Source organism: Streptomyces sp. NPDC039430 (assembly GCF_055639435.1).
On record NZ_JBVKAK010000011.1, the window covers coordinates 16,528 to 33,595 of the forward strand.

Below are 17,068 nucleotides of genomic sequence, written 5' to 3' on the forward strand. Positions count from 1 at the left end.
ATGAACAGCACCCGAAGAGCGTTCCTGGGCACGGCGGGCGCGGCGGCCGGTCTGGCGGCCCTGGGCGTGAGCACCCCCGCGGCGGCTGCCACCACCCGGCCCACCACCGACGCCGGCCGTCGGCGGCGGCGCATCCCGCCGTCCGGGATCGGCATGCACCTGTTCACGATGCGCACCCCGCTCGCGACGGATTTCCGGGGGACGCTGGAGCGTCTGGCGGAGATCGGTTACGCGACGGTCGGCGTCAGCGGCAGACACGGCCACAGCGCCGCCGGGATCCGGCGGATGCTGGACGAGACCCGGCTCAAGGCCGTCCTGGAACACGTCGCCTACACCACGGTCACCGGCAGCGGTCTGCCGCGGGCGATCGAGGACGTCCGCACGCTGGGCGGCTCCTGGGTGGTCGTACCGAGCCTGCCTCCGGAGATGCACTCACCGGCCGGATACCGGGAGGCGGCCCGGCAGTTCAACATAGCCGGGCGGCTCGCCAGGGAGTCCGGGCTCAAGGTGCTCTTCCACAACCACGACGGCGATCACGATGTGGTCGACGGCGAGAGTCTGTACGGCATCCTGCTCAAGGAGACCGATCCGGAGCTGGTGGGCTTCGAGCTGGACGTCTACTGGGCGGCGAAGGGCGGGGACGACCCGCGCCGGCTGTTCGTGACGGACCGCTGCCGGTTCCCCGTGCTGCATGTGAAGGACATGGCGGCGAACGGCGGCTTCGAGGACGTCGGTTCGGGTGTGCTGGACTTCCCGGCGATGTTCGACACGGCGCGCAGCGGGGGCGTACGGCAGTGGCTGGTGGAGCACGACGCGCCGGCCGATCCGTTCGCGAGCGCGCTGAACAGCTACCGCTATCTGTCGACGCTGCGGTACTGAGCGCGTACTGAGAATCACGCCGAACGCGCCGGACGACGGCGTTCGTCGTCCGTAGTGGCTCCCGGCCGCCGTCAGCGGCGGCCGGGAGCCATACGACTGCTTCAGTCCGTCAGCCGCTTGTAGAAGAAGGTGGTCGGACGGAGCGTCCCCGCCGGGTCCGCCGCGTGCCCGGGGACCACCCCGATCTCGGTCCACCCCGCGGAGCGGTACAGCGTGTCGGCGGGGCTGCCGGTCTCGGTGTCGAGCAGCAGCAGTGTCACTCCGCGTTCGGCCGCCGCCCGCTCCCCCGCACCGAGCAGCGTCCGGCCGAGACCCTTGCCGCGGGCGTCGCGATGGACCATCAGTTTCACGATCTCGGCGCGGTGGCGGGCGTTGGGCTTGTCCGCGAACACGACGCCGACCGTCCCCGTGATGCGCCCGCCGTCCCTGGAGACCTGTACGGAGAGCCGCCCCGCGCGGACGGCGGGGATCTGCGCCCGCCACCAGGCCGTCGCGGCCGCCGGGTCGAGAGGACCGAGAAAGCCGATCGAGGCGCCCCCGGCCACCGTGTCGATCAGCAGGTCCGTGAGGTCGTCCAGCGCGCCGAGCAGTGCATCGGCGGAGAGCGGCGCCACCTCGGGGCTCATGAGTGGACCACCACGACCGCGTACCGTACGGCAGTGGAACCGCGTGGGCCCCCACAGGCGCGTCCGCAGGCAGTCGCCCGCGTCCAGGGTGTGCCGCTCGCGCCCCGTCGTGAACTCGACCGAGCCTTCGAGCACCCAGATGTGCTGCTCCAGACCCGGCACCGGAGGCCGCTCGTACGCGATGTCCGCGCCCGGCGACAAGGTGCCCTCGACCACTTCCGCGCGCAGGCCGGGCTGCGGCGGGGAGACCGAACGGCGGACGAAGCCGGAGGCGGTGTCCCGCCATTCGGTCTGGTCGGCCGCGCGGACCAGCTGGGCCGGTTCCGCCTCCACCTCGCTGAGCAGCTGCGACATCGTGCGTCCGTACACCGCGCACAGCCGGCCGAGCAGCGAGGCCGTGGGGCTGATCTCGCCCCGCTCGGCGCGCGACAGCGTCGAGCGGCTCACCCCGCTGCGTCCCGCCAGTTCCTCCAGGGACCAGCCGCGCTCGCCCCGCAGTTCGGCGAGGCGAGCGGCGAGCAGGACATCGACGGGGTCTGGTCCGTCGACGGGTACGGGTCCGGGTCCGAGCCCTGATGCGGTGCCGGAGGTGGCGCCGGATGTGCTGCCGGGGATGGGTCCGGAGGCTGCTCCGGGATCAGTCTCTCTCACATATGGAACGGTATCCCATATATGAGAGATCGATCATCTCTCTTTCATTCCTGCGCCGAGGCCGCCCCCAGCAGTCCCCGGATATGCCCGGCCGCCTCCCGGAACTCGGCCCGTCCGAGGGTCTCCGTATAGTCCCGCTCGGCCTCCAGACCCACCTCGATGATCTCGGTGATCGTGCCGGGGCGCGGGCTCATCACCACCACCCGGTCGGCGAGATAGACCGCCTCGGAGATCGAGTGGGTGACCAGCAGCACGGTGGTGCCGGTCTCCCGCCATATGCGGTTCAGCTCCATGTTCATCTGTTCGCGGGTGAGGGCGTCGAGCGCGCCGAACGGCTCGTCCATCAGCAGCACGGGCGGTTCGTGCAGCAACGCCCGGCACAGCGCGACCCGTTGCTGCATCCCCCCGGACAACTCGTGCGGATAGGCGTCCTCGAACCCACTGAGACCGGTCATCTCGATCAGCTCGGCCACGCGCCGACGCGCCGGTTCCGCGGGCATCCGGCGCATCTCCGCCTGGAGGAGGATATTGCGCCGGGCGGTACGCCACTCCAGCAGCGCCGCCCGCTGGAAGACGTAACCGATGTCGTGCCGCGGTCCGTCGACCCGCTCGCCCTTGAGCCGTACGGCGCCCGAGGACGCCTTCAGCAGGCCCGCGACCAGCTTGAGGAGGGTCGACTTGCCGCACCCCGAGGGCCCGACGATGGCGACGAACTCCCCCATCGCTACATCGAGTGAGACTCCGTGGAGGGCCGTGACATCGCGCTTCTTCGTACGGAAACGGACGGCCACGTCCTCCAGACCGACCGCCGCCGTCCGCCTTTCCGTCGCACCGTCTCCCACGGTCTTTCCTCCCGCGGTCTCCCCCGCCGCGAGGGCACCGCCCTTCGTGACGGCCGGTTTCCGGAGTGCCGTATCCCTGGGCATCGTCATCCCTTCAGCGCCGTGCCGCTGTCCCAGTACTCCGCGACGGCCTTGGGGCTCTTCACCAGACCGGCTTCGGCGAAGACATCGATGGTCTGCTGCCAGTCGCCCTCGGTGTTGACGCCCGGCGCCTTGCCTCGCGTCGCGTCGGTGTGGAGCAGTGTGACGGTCGTCTTGAACTGCTCCAACAGGACGTTCTCGGGCGGCAGTTGCTCCGAGGCACCGTCCATCTCCGCGACGGCCGCCTGCGGTGCCTTCTCCGCCGCCGCCCATGCCTCGCTGACGGCCCGCACCATGCGCCCGGCCAGCTCGCCCCTGCCGGCGAGAATCTTCTGACCCGCGATCAGTCCGTTGGAGTAGAAGTTGAGTCCGTGCTCCGAGAAGCGCAGATACGACACATCCTTCTTGGCCTTGTCCTGCATGGTCGGACCCTGGTCACTGGCGTAGCCGAGCAGCGCGTCCGTCTTGCCGGAGATCACCGCGGCGATCTTGCCCGCCGGATCGGTGTTCTGGATCCGGACGTCCGACTCCTTGAGACCGTTCTTCTCCAGGAAGATCGGGAACGTCTTGGTGAGCGCGTCACCGGCCGTGCCCGCGATGGTCTTTCCCTTGAGATCGGCGGGGTGGGAGACGTTCTGGCTCGCGAAGAACTGCACCGAGGAGGGCGTGGTCTGGAGGAAGACACCGAGGCTCTTGACCTTGACGCCCTGGTCCACCCCGCTGAGGACGGCGGGTGTGTCGGCCCAGCCGAAGTCGGTCTGGCCCGCGGCCGTCGCCTGCACGGTCTTCTGCGACCCCTGTCCCGCCCGGATCGTCAGATCGATGCCGTGCTTCTCGAAGATCTTCTGCTGCTTGCCGTAGTAGAACGGCGCGTGTTCGCCGTACGGATACCAGTTGAGGGTCAGCGTCACCTTGTCGAGCTTCTTGCCGGAGTCGCTGGTGGTGGTCCCCGAGCCGCCCTCACCACAGGCAGTGGCGACCAGGAGCAGCGGTACGAGGCCGATCAGGAGTCTGCGCGCATGCATGGCTGGCCCTTCCCTGAAAGGGATCGAGTCGAGTCGGTCAGTACGAGGTGGTGACGTTGGTGTCCCGGCGGCTGGCGTGCCAGGGCAGCAGCAGCTTCTCGGCGATCTCGACCAGGACGAACAGGACGACGCCGATCAGTGACATGACGAGCAGGCCCGCGAAGAGCATCGGGGTGTCGAGGTTGCCGTTCGCCTGGAGGATCACATAGCCGAGCCCTTCGTTGGCGCCGACGAACTCGCCGACGACCGCTCCGGTCACCGCCAGGGTCACGGCGACCTTGAGACCGGAGAAGAGATGCGGCAATGAGGCCGGGAAGCGGATCTTGGCGAAGGTCTGCCAGGGCTTCGCGCCCATGGTGGCGGAGAGCTGGAGCATCTCCGGATCGACCGCCTTCAAGCCGGTGACCATGGAGATCACCACCGGGAAGAAGGCGATGAGGACGGCGATCAGGATCTTCGGTGTGATGCCGAAGCCGAGCCAGACCACGAACAGCGGCGCGATGGCGATCTTTGGCACGACCTGGGCGAAGAGAAGAATGGGGTAGAGCGTCTTCTCGACGGTCGAGGAGTAGACCATGACGACCGCCGCGAGCACCCCGACCACCACCGCGATCACGAAGCCGAGCAGCGTCTCATAGGTCGTCACCCATGTGTGCTGCCAGAGGTAGTCGGCCTTGCCCGTGAGCACATCGAGGGTCGCGCCGGGCGACGGGACGAGGTACGGCTCCACCAGTTCGGCCGCCGCGATGATCCACCAGAGGGCGAAACACCCCGCCAGCAGGGCGAGGGGCCGCCAGCCGGCCTCGACGGCACGGGTCAGCCGCTCCCCCGCCCCCGGACCGTTCCGTTCGGCGACCCCGGACACTCCCTTGTCCGGTCCTGGCACGGGTGCGGGTTCCGGCTGCGGTGCCGATGCCGGCGCGACGCTCTGGCTCACTGTGAACTCCTCGGGAAAACCGGGCAGTTATAAGTGCGCTGTTCGCCTACAAGCGCTTTCAGAAAGCGCTTTCTGATAGGGTGATCGCCACGCTAATGACTGCCCGTCCGTACGGTCAATAGGTCGTCCCGAAATTTCGGGGTCCGCCACGGACCCCGCCGCCACCGCGACCCGGGGGTCGAGTTGAGTGAACGGGAAGCACAGACCCATGTGACGCTGGAGGCCGTCGCCCGCCGCGCGGGTGTCTCCCTGGCGACGGCCTCCAGAGCACTGAACGGCACGACGAGAGTCCGCGAGGAACTGCGCCAGCGAGTGCACGCCGCGGCCGATCTGCTCGGTTACATCCCCAACGCCCATGCCCAGGCCCTCGCCAGCGCCTCCAGCAATACGGTGGGGCTCATCTGCCACGATGTGGGCGACCCGTACTTCGCCGCGATCGCCGGCGGGGTGATGCGGGCGGCGGCCGAACAGGACGTCCTGGTCATGCTCGCCAGTACGTTCCGGGAGCCGGCCAGGGAGATCGCCTATGTCTCGATGCTCCGCGCCCAGCGGGCCCGCGCCATCCTGCTGATCGGCTCGGGCTTCCAGGACCCGTCCTGGGAACGGAAGCTGGCCGCCGAGGTGGCCCCGTACACCCGCGCGGGCGGGCGCGTCGCCGTGGTCAGCCGGCACCGGAGTCTGCGCGCCGACGCCGTACTGCCCGAGAATCGCGCCGGCGCCGCGGCGCTCGCCCGTGCTCTGCTGGCCCTGGGGCACCGGGAGTTCGGGGTCCTCAGCGGGCCGCGCGAACTCACCACGGTCTCCGACCGGCTGGCCGGGTTCCGGGAAGGGCTCGGCGAGGCCGGGGTCGTCCTCGGGCCCGGGTCGGTCGTCCACGGCGCGTTCACCCGCGACGGCGGCTACACGGCGGCCCGTGAACTGCTCGATCGCCCGGCACACCCCCGCCCCACGTGCGTCTTCGCGGTCACGGACGTGATGGCGGTGGGCGCGCTCGCCGCCTTCAGGGAGGCGGGCCTACGGGTCCCGGAGGACCTGTCCCTCGCCGGCTTCGACGACATCCCGCTCGTACGGGAGCTGACTCCCCCGCTCACGACCGTCGCCCTGCCGCTCACCGCCATGGGCGAGAGCGTGATCTCGCTCGCGCTGCGGGAGCCGCGTGGAGCGCGCTCGCGGGTGCTGCGGGTCGGCGGCGAAGTCGTCCTGCGCGCGAGCACCGCGCCTCCGTCACCCGCCACCACCCCGCTCTGGGACTCCTGTTGACGGACCGTCACAGACCGCCGTCAGGAAGGGAGGCTCAGATCAGCCCGTCCTCCCTGCGGTGGATCTGCGCCATCAGCTCGGCGGCGAAGGACTTGATGGTGTCCAGGCCGGTCCGCCCCCAGCGCCTCGGCTCGGTGTCGGCCACACAGACGGTGCCGAGCGCCATCCCCGTACGGTCGATGAGCGGGGCCCCGAGATAGGAGCGGATGCCGGTCTCGTCGACGAGCGCGTTCCCGGCGAACCGGGGGAAGTCCCGTACGTCCTCCAGGACCAGCGCCTTGTGCCGTACCACCACATAGGGGCAGTAGCCGTGGTCACGGGCCATGAACCGCTCCCTCCCGGCTCCCGGCGGAGTGTGCAGCCCGGCGAAGAACTGCCGTTCCTCGTCGATGAAGTTGACCATCGCGTACGGAGCGCCCGTCAGCTGGGCCAGTTGCCGGGCGACGGCGTCGAAGGCCGGTTCGGCCCGCTCCCCCAGCCCGAGCCCGCGCAGCCGGACCACACGGTCGGGCGCCTCGCGGTCGACGGGGGTGAGCAGCAGACGGCCGATCGGGTCGTACGTCATACGCGTAGCTCCGTCACTCTGAGGGGGCCGTGGGCGGGGCCGCGGACGCGGTGATCAGATGCTGTACGAGGGTGACGAGCGTCTGGATGCCGGAACTGGCGATGCGCGCGTCGCAGAGCACGATCGGCACCTCCGGTTTGAGATCGATCGCGGCCCGCACCTCCTCCGGCTCATAGCGGTACGAGCCGTCGAACTCGTTGACCGCGACGACGAAGCCGATCCCGCGCCGCTCGAAGAAGTCCACCGCGGAGAAGGAGTAGTCCAGCCGCCGGGTGTCGGCCAGCACGATCGCGCCGAGCGCGCCGCGCGACAGCTCGTCCCACATGAACCAGAAGCGCTCCTGTCCCGGCGTCCCGAACAAATACAGCACATGGCGCTCGTCGAGCGTCAGTCTGCCGAAGTCCATGGCGACCGTCGTCGATGTCTTGGCCTCGACGCCCGTCAGATCATCGGTCGCGGCGCTGACCTGGGTCAGCAGCTCCTCCGTACTCAGCGGCGCGATCTCGCTGACGGCTCCCACGAACGTCGTCTTGCCGACCCCGAAACCGCCGGCGACCAGGACCTTCAGCGCGGTGGGAAAGGGCTCGGGGACGACGGAAGCGACAGGAGCGGCGGAAGCGACAGGAGCCATGGGGGTGACGGAAGCGGCAGGGGCGACAGGGGCGGCGAGTGCGTCAGAGCTGTCGTCGTAGACCATCGAGGACTGCCTCCAGCAGGAATCGATCGGTGGGGTGGTCGAAGCGGAGGGGCGGCCGCGCGGTGATCGCCCCGCAGTCCACGAGATCGGAGAGCAGCACCTTGGTGACCGTCACGGGGAGCCGCAGATGCGCCGCGACTTCGGCGACCGAGGTCGGCCCCTGGCAGAGGCCGACGGCGTGGGCGTGCTCGGGCCCGAGATGCGCCTGGGGTCCCGATCCCGTGGACATCACCAGCGTCAGCAGGTCGAGGGCCGTGGTCGGCAGGGTCCGGCCCCCGCTCACGGCGTACGGGCGGATGAGGCGGCCCGCCGCGTCGTCGAGCCACGGCCCGTCCGTGGGAAGCGGCACCGTCAGTGCCCCGCGACGCTCGGCGAGAAGCCCGCCCCGTGCCTGAGCGGGGTGACCAGATACGGCCGTACGCTCTTGACCAGCATCGCCATCTCGTAGCCGAGGACGGCGGCGTCCGCCTCACGGCCCGCCAGCACGGCGAGACAGGTGCCCGAGCCCGCGGTGGAGACGAAGAGCAGGGTCGAGTCGAGTTCCACGACGACCTGGCGGACCTCCCCGCCGTCACCGAACCGCGCCCCGGCGCTGCGGCCCAGGGAGTAGAGGCCGGAGGCGAGCGCCGCCATGTGATCGGCGCTGTCCGGGTCCAGGCCGTGCACGGACCTCACCAGACCGTCGGAGGAGAGCAGCACCGCGCTTCGGGTGTACGGGACTCGCTGGACCAGACCGCTCAACAGCCAGTCGAGGTCGGAGGCATGGCCGGTCGGCACATCGCTCGCCATGGTGCATCTACTCCTTGGGGGTGGTGTCGTGGCGCTGCGGTTCCGGCGGCCCCGCCAGGGACTCGGACAGCGGGTCGGGCAGGCGGTCCGGCAGAGGACCGGTCAACGGATCCGGCAGAGGACCGGTCAAGGGATCGGTCAAGGGATCCGTCAAAGGGTCCGTCAAAGGATCGGCCAACGGGGCGGTCGACGGGGCGGGCACGGCGGCCGACGGGCGGACCGGCTGGGATTCGGCGAGGCCGATGCCCCGCTGGAAGGCGGCCATCAGTCCGGGGTCGTGGAGCACGGCCTCCTGGGCGGCCGGCGGCGCGGACGGGGCCTCGCGCAACTGCGGGACCAAGTGCTCCTGGCCTCGGCGTCTGGGCAGTTGGGGCCGGCTCGCCGTGGCGTGGATGGAGCCGTCACCGAGAGGCTCGACCCGCGGGCGTGCCGGGTCCGGTGCGGCGGGCGGGCGCCGCCGGTCGGGGTGGACGGCGCCGGGGCGCGCGGCGGCGGGGGTGGGGCGTTCGGCGCCGGTGTCCCGTACGGGGAGCGGGGCGGGGGCGCCCTGGGGTGGTGTCGGCCCCGGCTGGGCCGGAGCCTGGGCCGGGGGCTGAGCCGACGGCGGCTGCTGGGCCGGGGGCCGGGGCTGCTGTGCCGGGGGCTGGGCCGACGGCGGCTGCGCGGAAGGCTGCTGCTGGGCCGGGGGCTGGGGCTGGGGCCGCGCCTCGTACATCTGCGGCTGCGGCTGCGGCTGCGGCTGCGACCCCGGCTGAGTCCCGTACGTCTGCTCCACGCCGTTCCGCTCGTCCGCCCGGTCGGAGCCGAGCAGCGCCTGCGGCAGCACCAGTACGGCCTGGATCCCGCCGTAGATATTGGACTGGAGACGTACGGCGATGCCGTGCCTGCGCGCCAGTGCCGACACCACGAAGAGCCCGATCCGCCCGTCCTGGAGCAGATGAGCGACATTGACCTGGTCGGGGTCGGTGAGCAGTCCGTTCATCTTCTTCTGCTCGTTGAACGGCATCCCCAGGCCCCGGTCCTCCACCTCGATGGCCAGACCCGCCGTCACATGCTGTGCCCGCAGCAGCACTTGGGTGTGCGGGGAGGAGAAGACCGTGGCGTTCTCGACCAGTTCGGCCAGCAGATGGATGACATCGGCCACGGCATGGCCGCGCAGAGTGCCGTCGATCGGCGGTACGAGCTTGATCCGCGGGTACTGCTCGACCTCGGCGATGGCCGAGCGCAGGACCTCCGTCATGGTGACCGGCCTGCTCCACTGGCGCCGGGAGATCGCCCCGCCGAGGACGGCGAGGTTCTCGGCGTGCCTGCGGATACGGGTCGCCAGATGGTCGACGTGGAAGAGCCCCTTCAGCAGCTCCGGGTCCTCGACCTCGTTCTCCAGCTCGTCGAGGAGCTGGATCTCCCGGTGGACGAGGGACTGGAGCCGACGGGCCAGATTGACGAAGACTTCCACCTTCTGTTCGTCCCCGACACTGCTGGAGAGCCGGGACGCCTGCACCACGGCGGCGATGGCGGCATCCCGGGAGCGGCCCAGTTCCTGTGCCAGCAGATCGAATTCGTCACCGCCGGGAACCGTCGGCGGGGCCGGTGCGGGGCGTACGGGCACCCGGTCGCCCCGCCGGAGCTGCTCGACGACCGCACGCAGCTCGGCCTGCCCGCGGGCGCTGGAGCGGCGCATCGCGTTGCAGCGGTCCAGGACGGACTTCGCGGTACGTTCCGCGCCGAGGGCGGCCGCCGCGATGGCGGCGAAGGCGAGCAGTGCCATGCCGAACAGCGCCGTCCAGAGCGCGGCGGTCGGTTCCGCCGCGGTGGAGCGCAGGATGAGCACGACAGCGGCGGCGCCGCTGAGCGCCGCGACTATCGCCGGAAGCACCGCGGTGCGCAGGAGTTGAGGCCGTATGCGGGCGTCGGGCGGCGTCGGCGTATCCGCCCTGGCCGGGGACGGGAACGAGCGGGAGCCCGGCCTGCCGTGCCGCCCGCCCTCGCGGCGCTCCGGCCGCGCGGCGGGTGCGCGAAGTTGAGACATCAGTGTCCTCGGTACGTCGGGCCCCAGGAAGCGGCGTCGTGCGGGTGGTGCGATTCCGGCGGCAGCGGCAGGACCTGCGCATACCGCGTACGCCCTCCGTTGATCACCGAGCACTTACGGTAGTCGCCAAGCGTTGCCTCGCGGTGGGCAGTTGACGAAGTTCCCCCCGGAGCATCCCGCTCTGGTATGAGGCATCGCACATCAGCGCGAAATACGACGTTCGGCCCGGTGCGGGGCACCGGGCCGAACTCCCCCATGAGGACGAGAGGGACAGAAGGGACGGAGAAACCGAGGAACCGAGGAATGGAAGGGGCTGAGGGACTGATGAACGGGAGGGTCCGAGGAAGGGGAGGGTCCGAGGAAGGGGAGGGGCTCAGGAACGGAAGGGGCTCATCAGGCGGACGGCGACAGAATCACGGAGCGGCTGAGGTGGCGCGGATTGTCCGGGTCGAGACCGCGCCGGTCCGCCAGCGCGAGGGCGAGCCGCTGGATCCGTACCAGCTCGGCCAGCGGGTCCAGCGTCCCCGGCACCCACAGCCCGCCGGTCGCCCTCACCTGCTCCTCAAGCCCCTCGGGAGCCGGCCCGAGCGCCCACGTGGCCGTCCCCTGCGTCGTGATGCTGATGGGGCCGTGGCGGTACTCCATCGCCGGGTACGCCTCGGTCCAGGCCAGCGCCGCCTCCCGCATCTTGAGCGCGCCCTCCTCCGCGAGCCCCACTGTCCAGCCCCGGCCGAGGAAGGTGAACTGCGTGCACTCGGTCACCCCCGCGGGCAGCGGCTCCGCGAGGGCCGTCTCCGCGTCCGCCACCGCCGCGTCCGGGTGCAGCCCGAGGTGCGCGCGGAGCAGCGTGAGCGCGGTGGTGGCGAAGCGCGTCTGGACGACGGACCGCTCGTCGGCGAAGTCCAGTACGACCAGATCGTCGGCGGCCGTACGCACCGGCGTCCCGGGGTCGGCGGTGATCGCGGTCGTTCGGGCGGTGCCACGGACGTCCGCGAGCAGTGACAGCACCTCGGTGGTCGTCCCCGACCTGGTGAGCGCCACGATCCGGTCGTAGCGGCGGCCCGCGGGGAACTCGGAGGCGGCGAACGCGTCCGTCTCGCCCAGCCCCGCCCCCTCCCGCAGCCCGGCGTAGGCGCGGGCCATGAACAGCGAGGTCCCGCAGCCGACGACGGCCGTGCGCTCACCCGGCTCGGGCAGCTTGCCGCGTACCCCTTCGGCCAGGGCCGCCGCCCGGCGCCAGCACTCGGGCTGACTGGCCAGTTCCGTCTCCACATGCGTCATGTGCGTCCCCACTCCCCTGAGCCGTATGACTCTCGAACCGTATGATTGTTTCTGCATGCTAGACGATACTTTCAATCACAAACAAGCAATTCGGATGAGGTCACGAGCACATAGGATCAGGACTCCACGGGATCGAGGGGGTTACGGTGAATCGCCATGAGCGGCATACGACCTTGCTTGAGCTGCTGACCGAGCGGCATCAGCTGGAGGTCGAGGCCGTCGCCGCGGAGCTGGGGGTGTCCGTGGCGACCATCCGCCGCGACCTCGATCACCTCGCCGAGCAGCAGCTGGTGACACGCACCCGGGGCGGGGCGGTGGCGCACTCCGTCGCGTACGAACTGCCGCTGCGCTACAAGGCGGTACGGCACGCCTCGGCGAAGGAGCGCATCGCGCGCGCCGCCGCGGCGATGACCGAGCGCGGCATGGTGGTCGGGCTGAACGGCGGCACGACCACCTCGGAGGTGGCCAGGGCCCTCGCCACCCGCGGTGAGCTGCGGGGAACGGCGGAGGAGCGGATGGCGGAGGAGCCCGCGCTCACGATCGTCACCAACGCGCTGAACATCGCCCATGAGCTGGCGGTGCGGCCGCACATCAAGGTGGTGACGACGGGCGGGGTCGCGATGCCCCAGTCGTACGAACTCGTCGGGCCGCTGGCCCGGCACATCATCGGCGAGGTCAGTCTCGACATCGCGTTCATCGGCGCGGACTCCGTCGATACGGAGTCGGGCGCCGGTGCACACAGCGAGCACGAGGCGAGCATCAACGCGCTGCTCGCCGAGCGGGCGCGGACGCTGGTCGTGGTGGCGGACAGCTCCAAGCTGGGCGCCCGCGCGTTCGCGCGGATCTGCCCGGTGGAGGACATCGGGACGCTCATCACGGACTCCGGCGCGCCGGAGTGGGCGCGCCGGTTCGAGGAGCGCGGGGTACGCGTCATCCAGGTCTGAGCCAGGTCCGAGCCACGTCCAGGTCCGAACGCCGGAGCGCCGGAGCCCTTCCGGGGCTCGGGGGCTCGGGGGCGCGGAGGCTCCGGGGCTCTCACCCGCTCACGCCCCCGCCCCTACGTGCCCCTCGCGCGGCGTCCGCGCGCCTACGCGGAGGACGTGGTCTCGGCCGTCTCCTCCGTCTTTCCGCCGTCCCCCTTGCCGGTGGCGTCGCCCGCCGTGGCCACCGTCGCGGCCGTCGCGGCCTGAGCCCCGGCGGCGGAGACCGCGGTGACGGAGGGCCAGCCCCCGGCCGGCACGGCGGCCACGGAGCGCCACCACGGGGCGTCGGGGACCTCGTCCCCGGTGGGCTCGAAGGGCTGGCCCGGACGCGGCAGCGCGATCCCGGCGCCCGCTTCGGCGGCGGCGGTGACCGTGCCCTCGCCGGGCTCGGCCCACGGGTGCGGGGCGAGGTTGAACGTACCCCAGTGGATGGGCAGCATCACGCCGGACGGACGGCCGCCCTGGAGATCGAGATGGGCGCGCATGCCCTCGGCCGGGGTCATATGGATGTCGGGCCAGTACTCGCTGTACGCGCCGATCTGGATCATGGTGGCGTCGAACGGGCCGTGCTCGGCGCCGATGTCGCGGAACCCGGGGAAGTAGCCGGTGTCCCCGCTGTGGTAGATCCGGTGCTCGGGACCTGCCACGGCCCAGGAAGCCCAGAGTGTGTGCTGCTGGTTGCGCAGACCGCGGCCGCAGAAGTGCCGCGCGGGGGTGGCGGTCAGCCGGATACCGGCGACCTCGGTGGACTCGTTCCAGTCGAGTTCACGCAGCCGGGACGCGGGCACGCCCCACCTCTCCAGATGGGCGCCGACACCGAGCGGTACGGCGAAGACCGTCTCCGTCGAGGCGAGGGCCCGGATGGTGGGCAGATCCAGGTGGTCGTAGTGGTCGTGGGAGATCACGACGACATCGACGGGACCGAGAGAGGCGAGCGGCACGGGCGCCGGGTGCAGCCGCTTCGGCCCCGCGAAGGCGAACGGCGAACACCGCTCCCCCCAGACGGGGTCGAAGAGCACGCGCCGGCCGTCGATCTCGGCGAGCACACTCGAATGCCCCATCCAGGTGAGGCGGAGGCCGGAAACCGGGGGCGCGGCAAGGTCCGCGAGGGTGGTGGAGTACACGGGAATGGTGCCGATCGGCGACCGCCGGGCCCGCGCTTCCTTCTGGAAGTAGATCTTCGCGAACTCCAGTCCCGAGGCGCCGGACGGTCTGGTCCTGGCCCCCACCGGGTTCTGGAACACCCCGTCGACGAAGTTCGGCGAGCGGTGGATCCGCTCCAGCCGCTCGCCCGCCGAATCGGCCCCGAAGGCCGCGGGTCGCAGCGAGCGCAGCCGGGAGCGCAACGAAAGGGGGGAACCAGCGCCTGTCACAGCACCTCCTGGAGGTTCGGTGTCGTCCCATTATGTCCGGGTGCGTACATCGGTGCGGGTCGAGCCGATCGGATTCGATCGGGTGCCCCACCCTGGCCGGCGTACGCACGTCCAACGTCGTCACTGCCCCTGGGATTCCCGGCTACGCCCCCGATTCGGGGGATCTCCCCGGCAGTGACACGGGCGCTCGTCGCGGCGGCCGGCGGCCGTCCCCCGGTCACCGCACAACGGTACGGCTGGTACGGGTGAGACACGGGGGCCGGTCTCGATAGGGTGGCGTCGTGGCGAGAGTGCGGCTGAGTGTGGCGGAACGGCGCGAGGACCTGCTGCGCGCCGCCGTCGAACAGATCGAGGCGCGGGGCGTGGCCGCCGTGCGGATCTCCGATGTCGCCGCCGTGCTCGGCGTCAGCAACGCGCTGGTGCTCTACCACTTCTCCACGAAGGAGAAGCTGGTCGCCGCTGCCTTCGCCCATGCCGCACGGGGCGATCTCGACCAGCTGCGCGCGCTGCTCGGCCGGCGCGACAGCGCGTTGGCGCGGCTGCACGACGCGGTCCGCTGGTACGCGCCGGCCGGGGAGGCCAAGGGGTGGCGGCTGTGGATCGAGAGCTGGGCGGCGGCACTGCGCGACCCGGCGCTGCGTGAGGTGGCGGGCGCTCTCGACCAGCGGTGGAAGGCGGCGCTCGCCGAGGTCATCGCGGAGGGCTCGGCGGCGGGCGAATTCCACTGCGCGGACCCGGTGTCGGCGGCCTGGCGGCTGACCGCCATGCTGGACGGCCTCGCGGTTCAGATGACGTCGTACGAGGGTTCACTGCCGCGCGCCACCATGCTGGAGTGGGCCGACGAGGCCCTCGCCCGCGAACTGGGGCTGGACAGCGCGGCCTTCGGAACGACGTCCGGAAGACCCGGCCCCGGGACGCGGGACCGCCCCGGGATGTAGCACCTTACGGACACGCGTACAGACCTCAGGCACCTCAGGCAGCGGAAAGGGAGATCGTGGCGCAGCAGCGGACCGACCAGCTCCATCATGATGTGCTGGTCGTCGGGGGCAGCGGGGTGGATACCGTCGTCCGGGTCGACTCGCTGCCGGTGCCACTCGCCGACTCGGTCCCGGTGGGGCCGATCCTCGAATGGCCGGGGCACACCGGCGGCAATGTGGCGCTCGGCTGCCGGAATCTCGGCCTGAACGTCAAGTTCCTGGACTATCTGGGAGACGACTGGACCGGCGAGCAGGTCCGGGAGCGGCTCACGCGAGGTGGTGTGGACTTCGAGGCCCTGCTCTCCCCCTCGGGCACCCGGCGCGCGGTCAATCTCGTGGAGAAGACGGGCCGCCGGATGTCCTTCCACGACGCCAGGGACCCGGACGATCTGCGGATGCCGCGCGACTTCTATCTGCCGCATCTCGAACGGACGCGCCATGTCCATCTGTCGATCACCAACTTCGCCCGGTTCCTCTATGACGACATCGAGGCGCTGGGTGTCCCGGTCTCGACCGATCTGCACGACTGGGACGGTCTGGCCGACTATCACCGGGACTTCGCCCTCCGCTCCGACCTGGTGTTCCTCAGCGCCGCCGGGGCGAGCGAGCGGATCGCCTCGGTGATGCGGGAGATCCTGCGCGAGGGCCGGGCCGAGGCGGTGGTCGCGACGGCGGGCGCGGGCGGCTCGTATGTGATGAGCCGTGAGGGGAGCCGTACGCCGCGCCCGGTCAGGGCGACCGTCCCGCCCGCGCCGGTGGTGGACTCCAACGGCGCGGGAGACGCGTACGTCTGCGGCTTCCTGTACGGGCGGCTGGCCGGACGCGATCTGGAGGAGTGCGCCCGGCTCGGTGCCGTGGCGGGCGCCCACGCCTGTACGGGCGAGGGCAACGAGGCGCTGATCGGACCTGACGAACTGCTCGCGGCCTGAATACACGGCCCGGCGGCCCGGACCACCGGTCCGGCCATCACGCGCCTCCGGCCACCACACATCCCCGGCCGGCACGGCCCTCGGCCGGCACGCACCGCCGACGACGACCGCCCCCGCGGGCGGACGCGCCGTTCAGGTCTGGCGCACCGGCGCGTAGGCCTCCTCCTCCACCCCGAAGGTCCACGCGACGCCCGCCTTCGCCGTGGACACCGTGGGCGGCACGCGCAGCCAGTAGGTGCGGAACGTACCGTCGGGCTCCGGTGTCGAGTTGACGACCTCGACCATCGCGACGTCCTCGTCGCCGTCCAGCGCGATCCGCCACAGCACACCGGTCTCGTCGCTGTGGACGGGCCGTGCTCCCGACTCGTTCAGATAGCGGTCGTAGCCGTAGTACTCCAGCATCACGCGGCGCAGTTCCGCATTGGCCTCGGTACGGATGCGCTCGGGGGTGAGGGACGGCAGCCCGGCGAGGAACTCGGCGGGTACGGGCATCCCGCGCCACGCGTGCAGGGCGAAGCCGTCCGGATAGGCGAGCGCGGGGCCGTCACCGCGGTCCAGCCGGCCCGCCTCGTCGCGGTACAGCGCGACGGGACGCTCGCAGATCACCACGGCGCGTTCGTACGGCCACCACCAGCCGGCGTGCCGCGCCACCTCGGCGAGCCCTTCGAGGCGTTCGCTGCGGCCGTCGAACGCGGCGAGCCACGCCGCGTCCTGCTGGCCGAGAACCGCGTCGAGCAGCACCGCGCGGAGCTCGGCCGCCTCGGCGGGCCGGTCGGCGAGGCTCTCCACGATTCCGGTGCGTATCCGCTCGGCGAGCGCCCGGGTGGTGTCCCACAGCCGGGCGCCGGTCGCGTTCCAGTGCGCGGCCCAGCCCGCCGGTCCCAACTCGTCGTGCACCCTGCGCCGTTCCTCGGCCCACGGGTAGGTGCGCACCTCGTCACGCACGGACCTTCCCGCGTCGCCGAGTGACCGGGCGGTCCGCGCGCCGGCCAGCGGCGAGCCGGCCCAGATGATCCGCTCGGGCTCCGCGAGGCCCGCCCTGCGGTAGGCGAGCCGCACGCCTCCCTCGGCGGCGGCCCTGTCCGTCTCCCCCGTCGCCGCCGCGACCGCGCGCCACGTACTCACGTCACTCATCCCCGAAGCC

17 protein-coding genes and 1 pseudogene are annotated in these 17,068 nt (G+C 71.3%); 5 read left to right on the plus strand and 13 right to left on the minus strand.

Features of this window, described 5'->3' with window-relative positions:
- The gene (locus tag ACZ7LS_RS25755; RefSeq protein ID WP_385134683.1) at positions 1–879 is read left to right on the plus strand and encodes a sugar phosphate isomerase/epimerase family protein; all 879 of its coding nucleotides are present in this window, start codon (positions 1–3) and stop codon (positions 877–879) included.
- A gap of 101 nt (positions 880–980) precedes the next feature.
- On the opposite strand, the gene ACZ7LS_RS25760 is transcribed toward ACZ7LS_RS25755, so the two are convergent.
- From ACZ7LS_RS25760 to ACZ7LS_RS25780, 5 genes and pseudogenes are all read right to left on the minus strand, one after another.
- Positions 981–1,505, minus strand: coding sequence for a GNAT family N-acetyltransferase (locus ACZ7LS_RS25760; protein WP_385134704.1), 525 nt, complete (start codon positions 1,503–1,505; stop codon positions 981–983).
- A 30-nt stretch (positions 1,506–1,535) separates the two neighbouring features.
- Positions 1,536–2,027, minus strand: a pseudogene (locus ACZ7LS_RS25765) (helix-turn-helix domain-containing protein); the annotation flags it as partial.
- Between the two features lie 173 nt (positions 2,028–2,200).
- Positions 2,201–3,088, minus strand: a complete 888-nt coding sequence (locus ACZ7LS_RS25770; RefSeq protein ID WP_382527604.1) for an ABC transporter ATP-binding protein — start codon at positions 3,086–3,088, stop codon at positions 2,201–2,203.
- Complete coding sequence (locus ACZ7LS_RS25775) at positions 3,085–4,104, minus strand: ABC transporter substrate-binding protein (protein ID WP_382970451.1); 1,020 nt, start codon at positions 4,102–4,104, stop codon at positions 3,085–3,087. Before ACZ7LS_RS25775 ends, ACZ7LS_RS25770 begins: the two co-directional genes overlap by 4 nt.
- Positions 4,105–4,141: 37 nt before the next feature.
- The gene (locus ACZ7LS_RS25780) at positions 4,142–4,990 is read right to left on the minus strand and encodes an ABC transporter permease (protein WP_382527781.1); all 849 of its coding nucleotides are present in this window, start codon (positions 4,988–4,990) and stop codon (positions 4,142–4,144) included.
- Between the two features lie 261 nt (positions 4,991–5,251).
- On the opposite strand from ACZ7LS_RS25780, the gene ACZ7LS_RS25785 reads away from it, so the two are divergent.
- On the plus strand, positions 5,252–6,301 hold the full coding sequence (locus ACZ7LS_RS25785; protein WP_382527784.1) for a LacI family DNA-binding transcriptional regulator: 1,050 nt from the start codon (positions 5,252–5,254) through the stop codon (positions 6,299–6,301).
- A gap of 34 nt (positions 6,302–6,335) precedes the next feature.
- Here ACZ7LS_RS25785 and ACZ7LS_RS25790 read toward each other — a convergent pair whose 3' ends face one another.
- The 6 genes from ACZ7LS_RS25790 to ACZ7LS_RS25815 form a co-directional block, all read right to left on the minus strand.
- Entirely contained in the window at positions 6,336–6,866 is a 531-nt protein-coding gene (locus tag ACZ7LS_RS25790; RefSeq protein WP_382527610.1) for a GAF domain-containing protein, read from the minus strand.
- 13 nt (positions 6,867–6,879) lie between these two features.
- Positions 6,880–7,497 carry a GTP-binding protein gene (locus ACZ7LS_RS25795; protein ID WP_382527613.1) on the minus strand — a complete coding sequence of 206 codons (618 nt, stop codon included), beginning with the start codon at positions 7,495–7,497 and terminating at the stop codon, positions 6,880–6,882.
- Between the two features lie 43 nt (positions 7,498–7,540).
- Positions 7,541–7,912: a DUF742 domain-containing protein gene (locus tag ACZ7LS_RS25800; RefSeq protein WP_385134680.1), complete on the minus strand. Its 372-nt coding sequence runs from the start codon at positions 7,910–7,912 to the stop codon at positions 7,541–7,543.
- A 2-nt stretch (positions 7,913–7,914) separates the two neighbouring features.
- On the minus strand, positions 7,915–8,352 hold the full coding sequence (locus tag ACZ7LS_RS25805) for a roadblock/LC7 domain-containing protein (protein ID WP_382527619.1): 438 nt from the start codon (positions 8,350–8,352) through the stop codon (positions 7,915–7,917).
- 7 nt (positions 8,353–8,359) lie between these two features.
- Entirely contained in the window at positions 8,360–10,381 is a 2,022-nt protein-coding gene (locus ACZ7LS_RS25810; protein WP_385134678.1) for a sensor histidine kinase, read from the minus strand.
- Between the two features lie 393 nt (positions 10,382–10,774).
- Positions 10,775–11,662 carry an SIS domain-containing protein gene (locus tag ACZ7LS_RS25815; RefSeq protein ID WP_382527624.1) on the minus strand — a complete coding sequence of 296 codons (888 nt, stop codon included), beginning with the start codon at positions 11,660–11,662 and terminating at the stop codon, positions 10,775–10,777.
- Between the two features lie 146 nt (positions 11,663–11,808).
- On the opposite strand from ACZ7LS_RS25815, the gene ACZ7LS_RS25820 reads away from it, so the two are divergent.
- Entirely contained in the window at positions 11,809–12,606 is a 798-nt protein-coding gene (locus tag ACZ7LS_RS25820; RefSeq protein ID WP_382527627.1) for a DeoR/GlpR family DNA-binding transcription regulator, read from the plus strand.
- Positions 12,607–12,749: 143 nt separating this feature from the next.
- Here ACZ7LS_RS25820 and ACZ7LS_RS25825 read toward each other — a convergent pair whose 3' ends face one another.
- Entirely contained in the window at positions 12,750–14,018 is a 1,269-nt protein-coding gene (locus ACZ7LS_RS25825) for an MBL fold metallo-hydrolase (protein ID WP_385134676.1), read from the minus strand.
- A 281-nt stretch (positions 14,019–14,299) separates the two neighbouring features.
- Here ACZ7LS_RS25825 and ACZ7LS_RS25830 point away from each other — a divergent pair, with 281 nt between their 5' ends.
- Together ACZ7LS_RS25830 and ACZ7LS_RS25835 are read left to right on the plus strand one after the other, a co-directional pair.
- The gene (locus ACZ7LS_RS25830) at positions 14,300–14,956 is read left to right on the plus strand and encodes a TetR/AcrR family transcriptional regulator (protein WP_382527632.1); all 657 of its coding nucleotides are present in this window, start codon (positions 14,300–14,302) and stop codon (positions 14,954–14,956) included.
- Between the two features lie 56 nt (positions 14,957–15,012).
- Positions 15,013–15,924, plus strand: a complete 912-nt coding sequence (locus ACZ7LS_RS25835; RefSeq protein ID WP_382527635.1) for a carbohydrate kinase family protein — start codon at positions 15,013–15,015, stop codon at positions 15,922–15,924.
- 132 nt (positions 15,925–16,056) lie between these two features.
- Here ACZ7LS_RS25835 and ACZ7LS_RS25840 read toward each other — a convergent pair whose 3' ends face one another.
- Positions 16,057–17,058 carry a DUF6745 domain-containing protein gene (locus ACZ7LS_RS25840; RefSeq protein ID WP_385134674.1) on the minus strand — a complete coding sequence of 334 codons (1,002 nt, stop codon included), beginning with the start codon at positions 17,056–17,058 and terminating at the stop codon, positions 16,057–16,059.
- Positions 17,059–17,068: the final 10 nt, after the last annotated feature.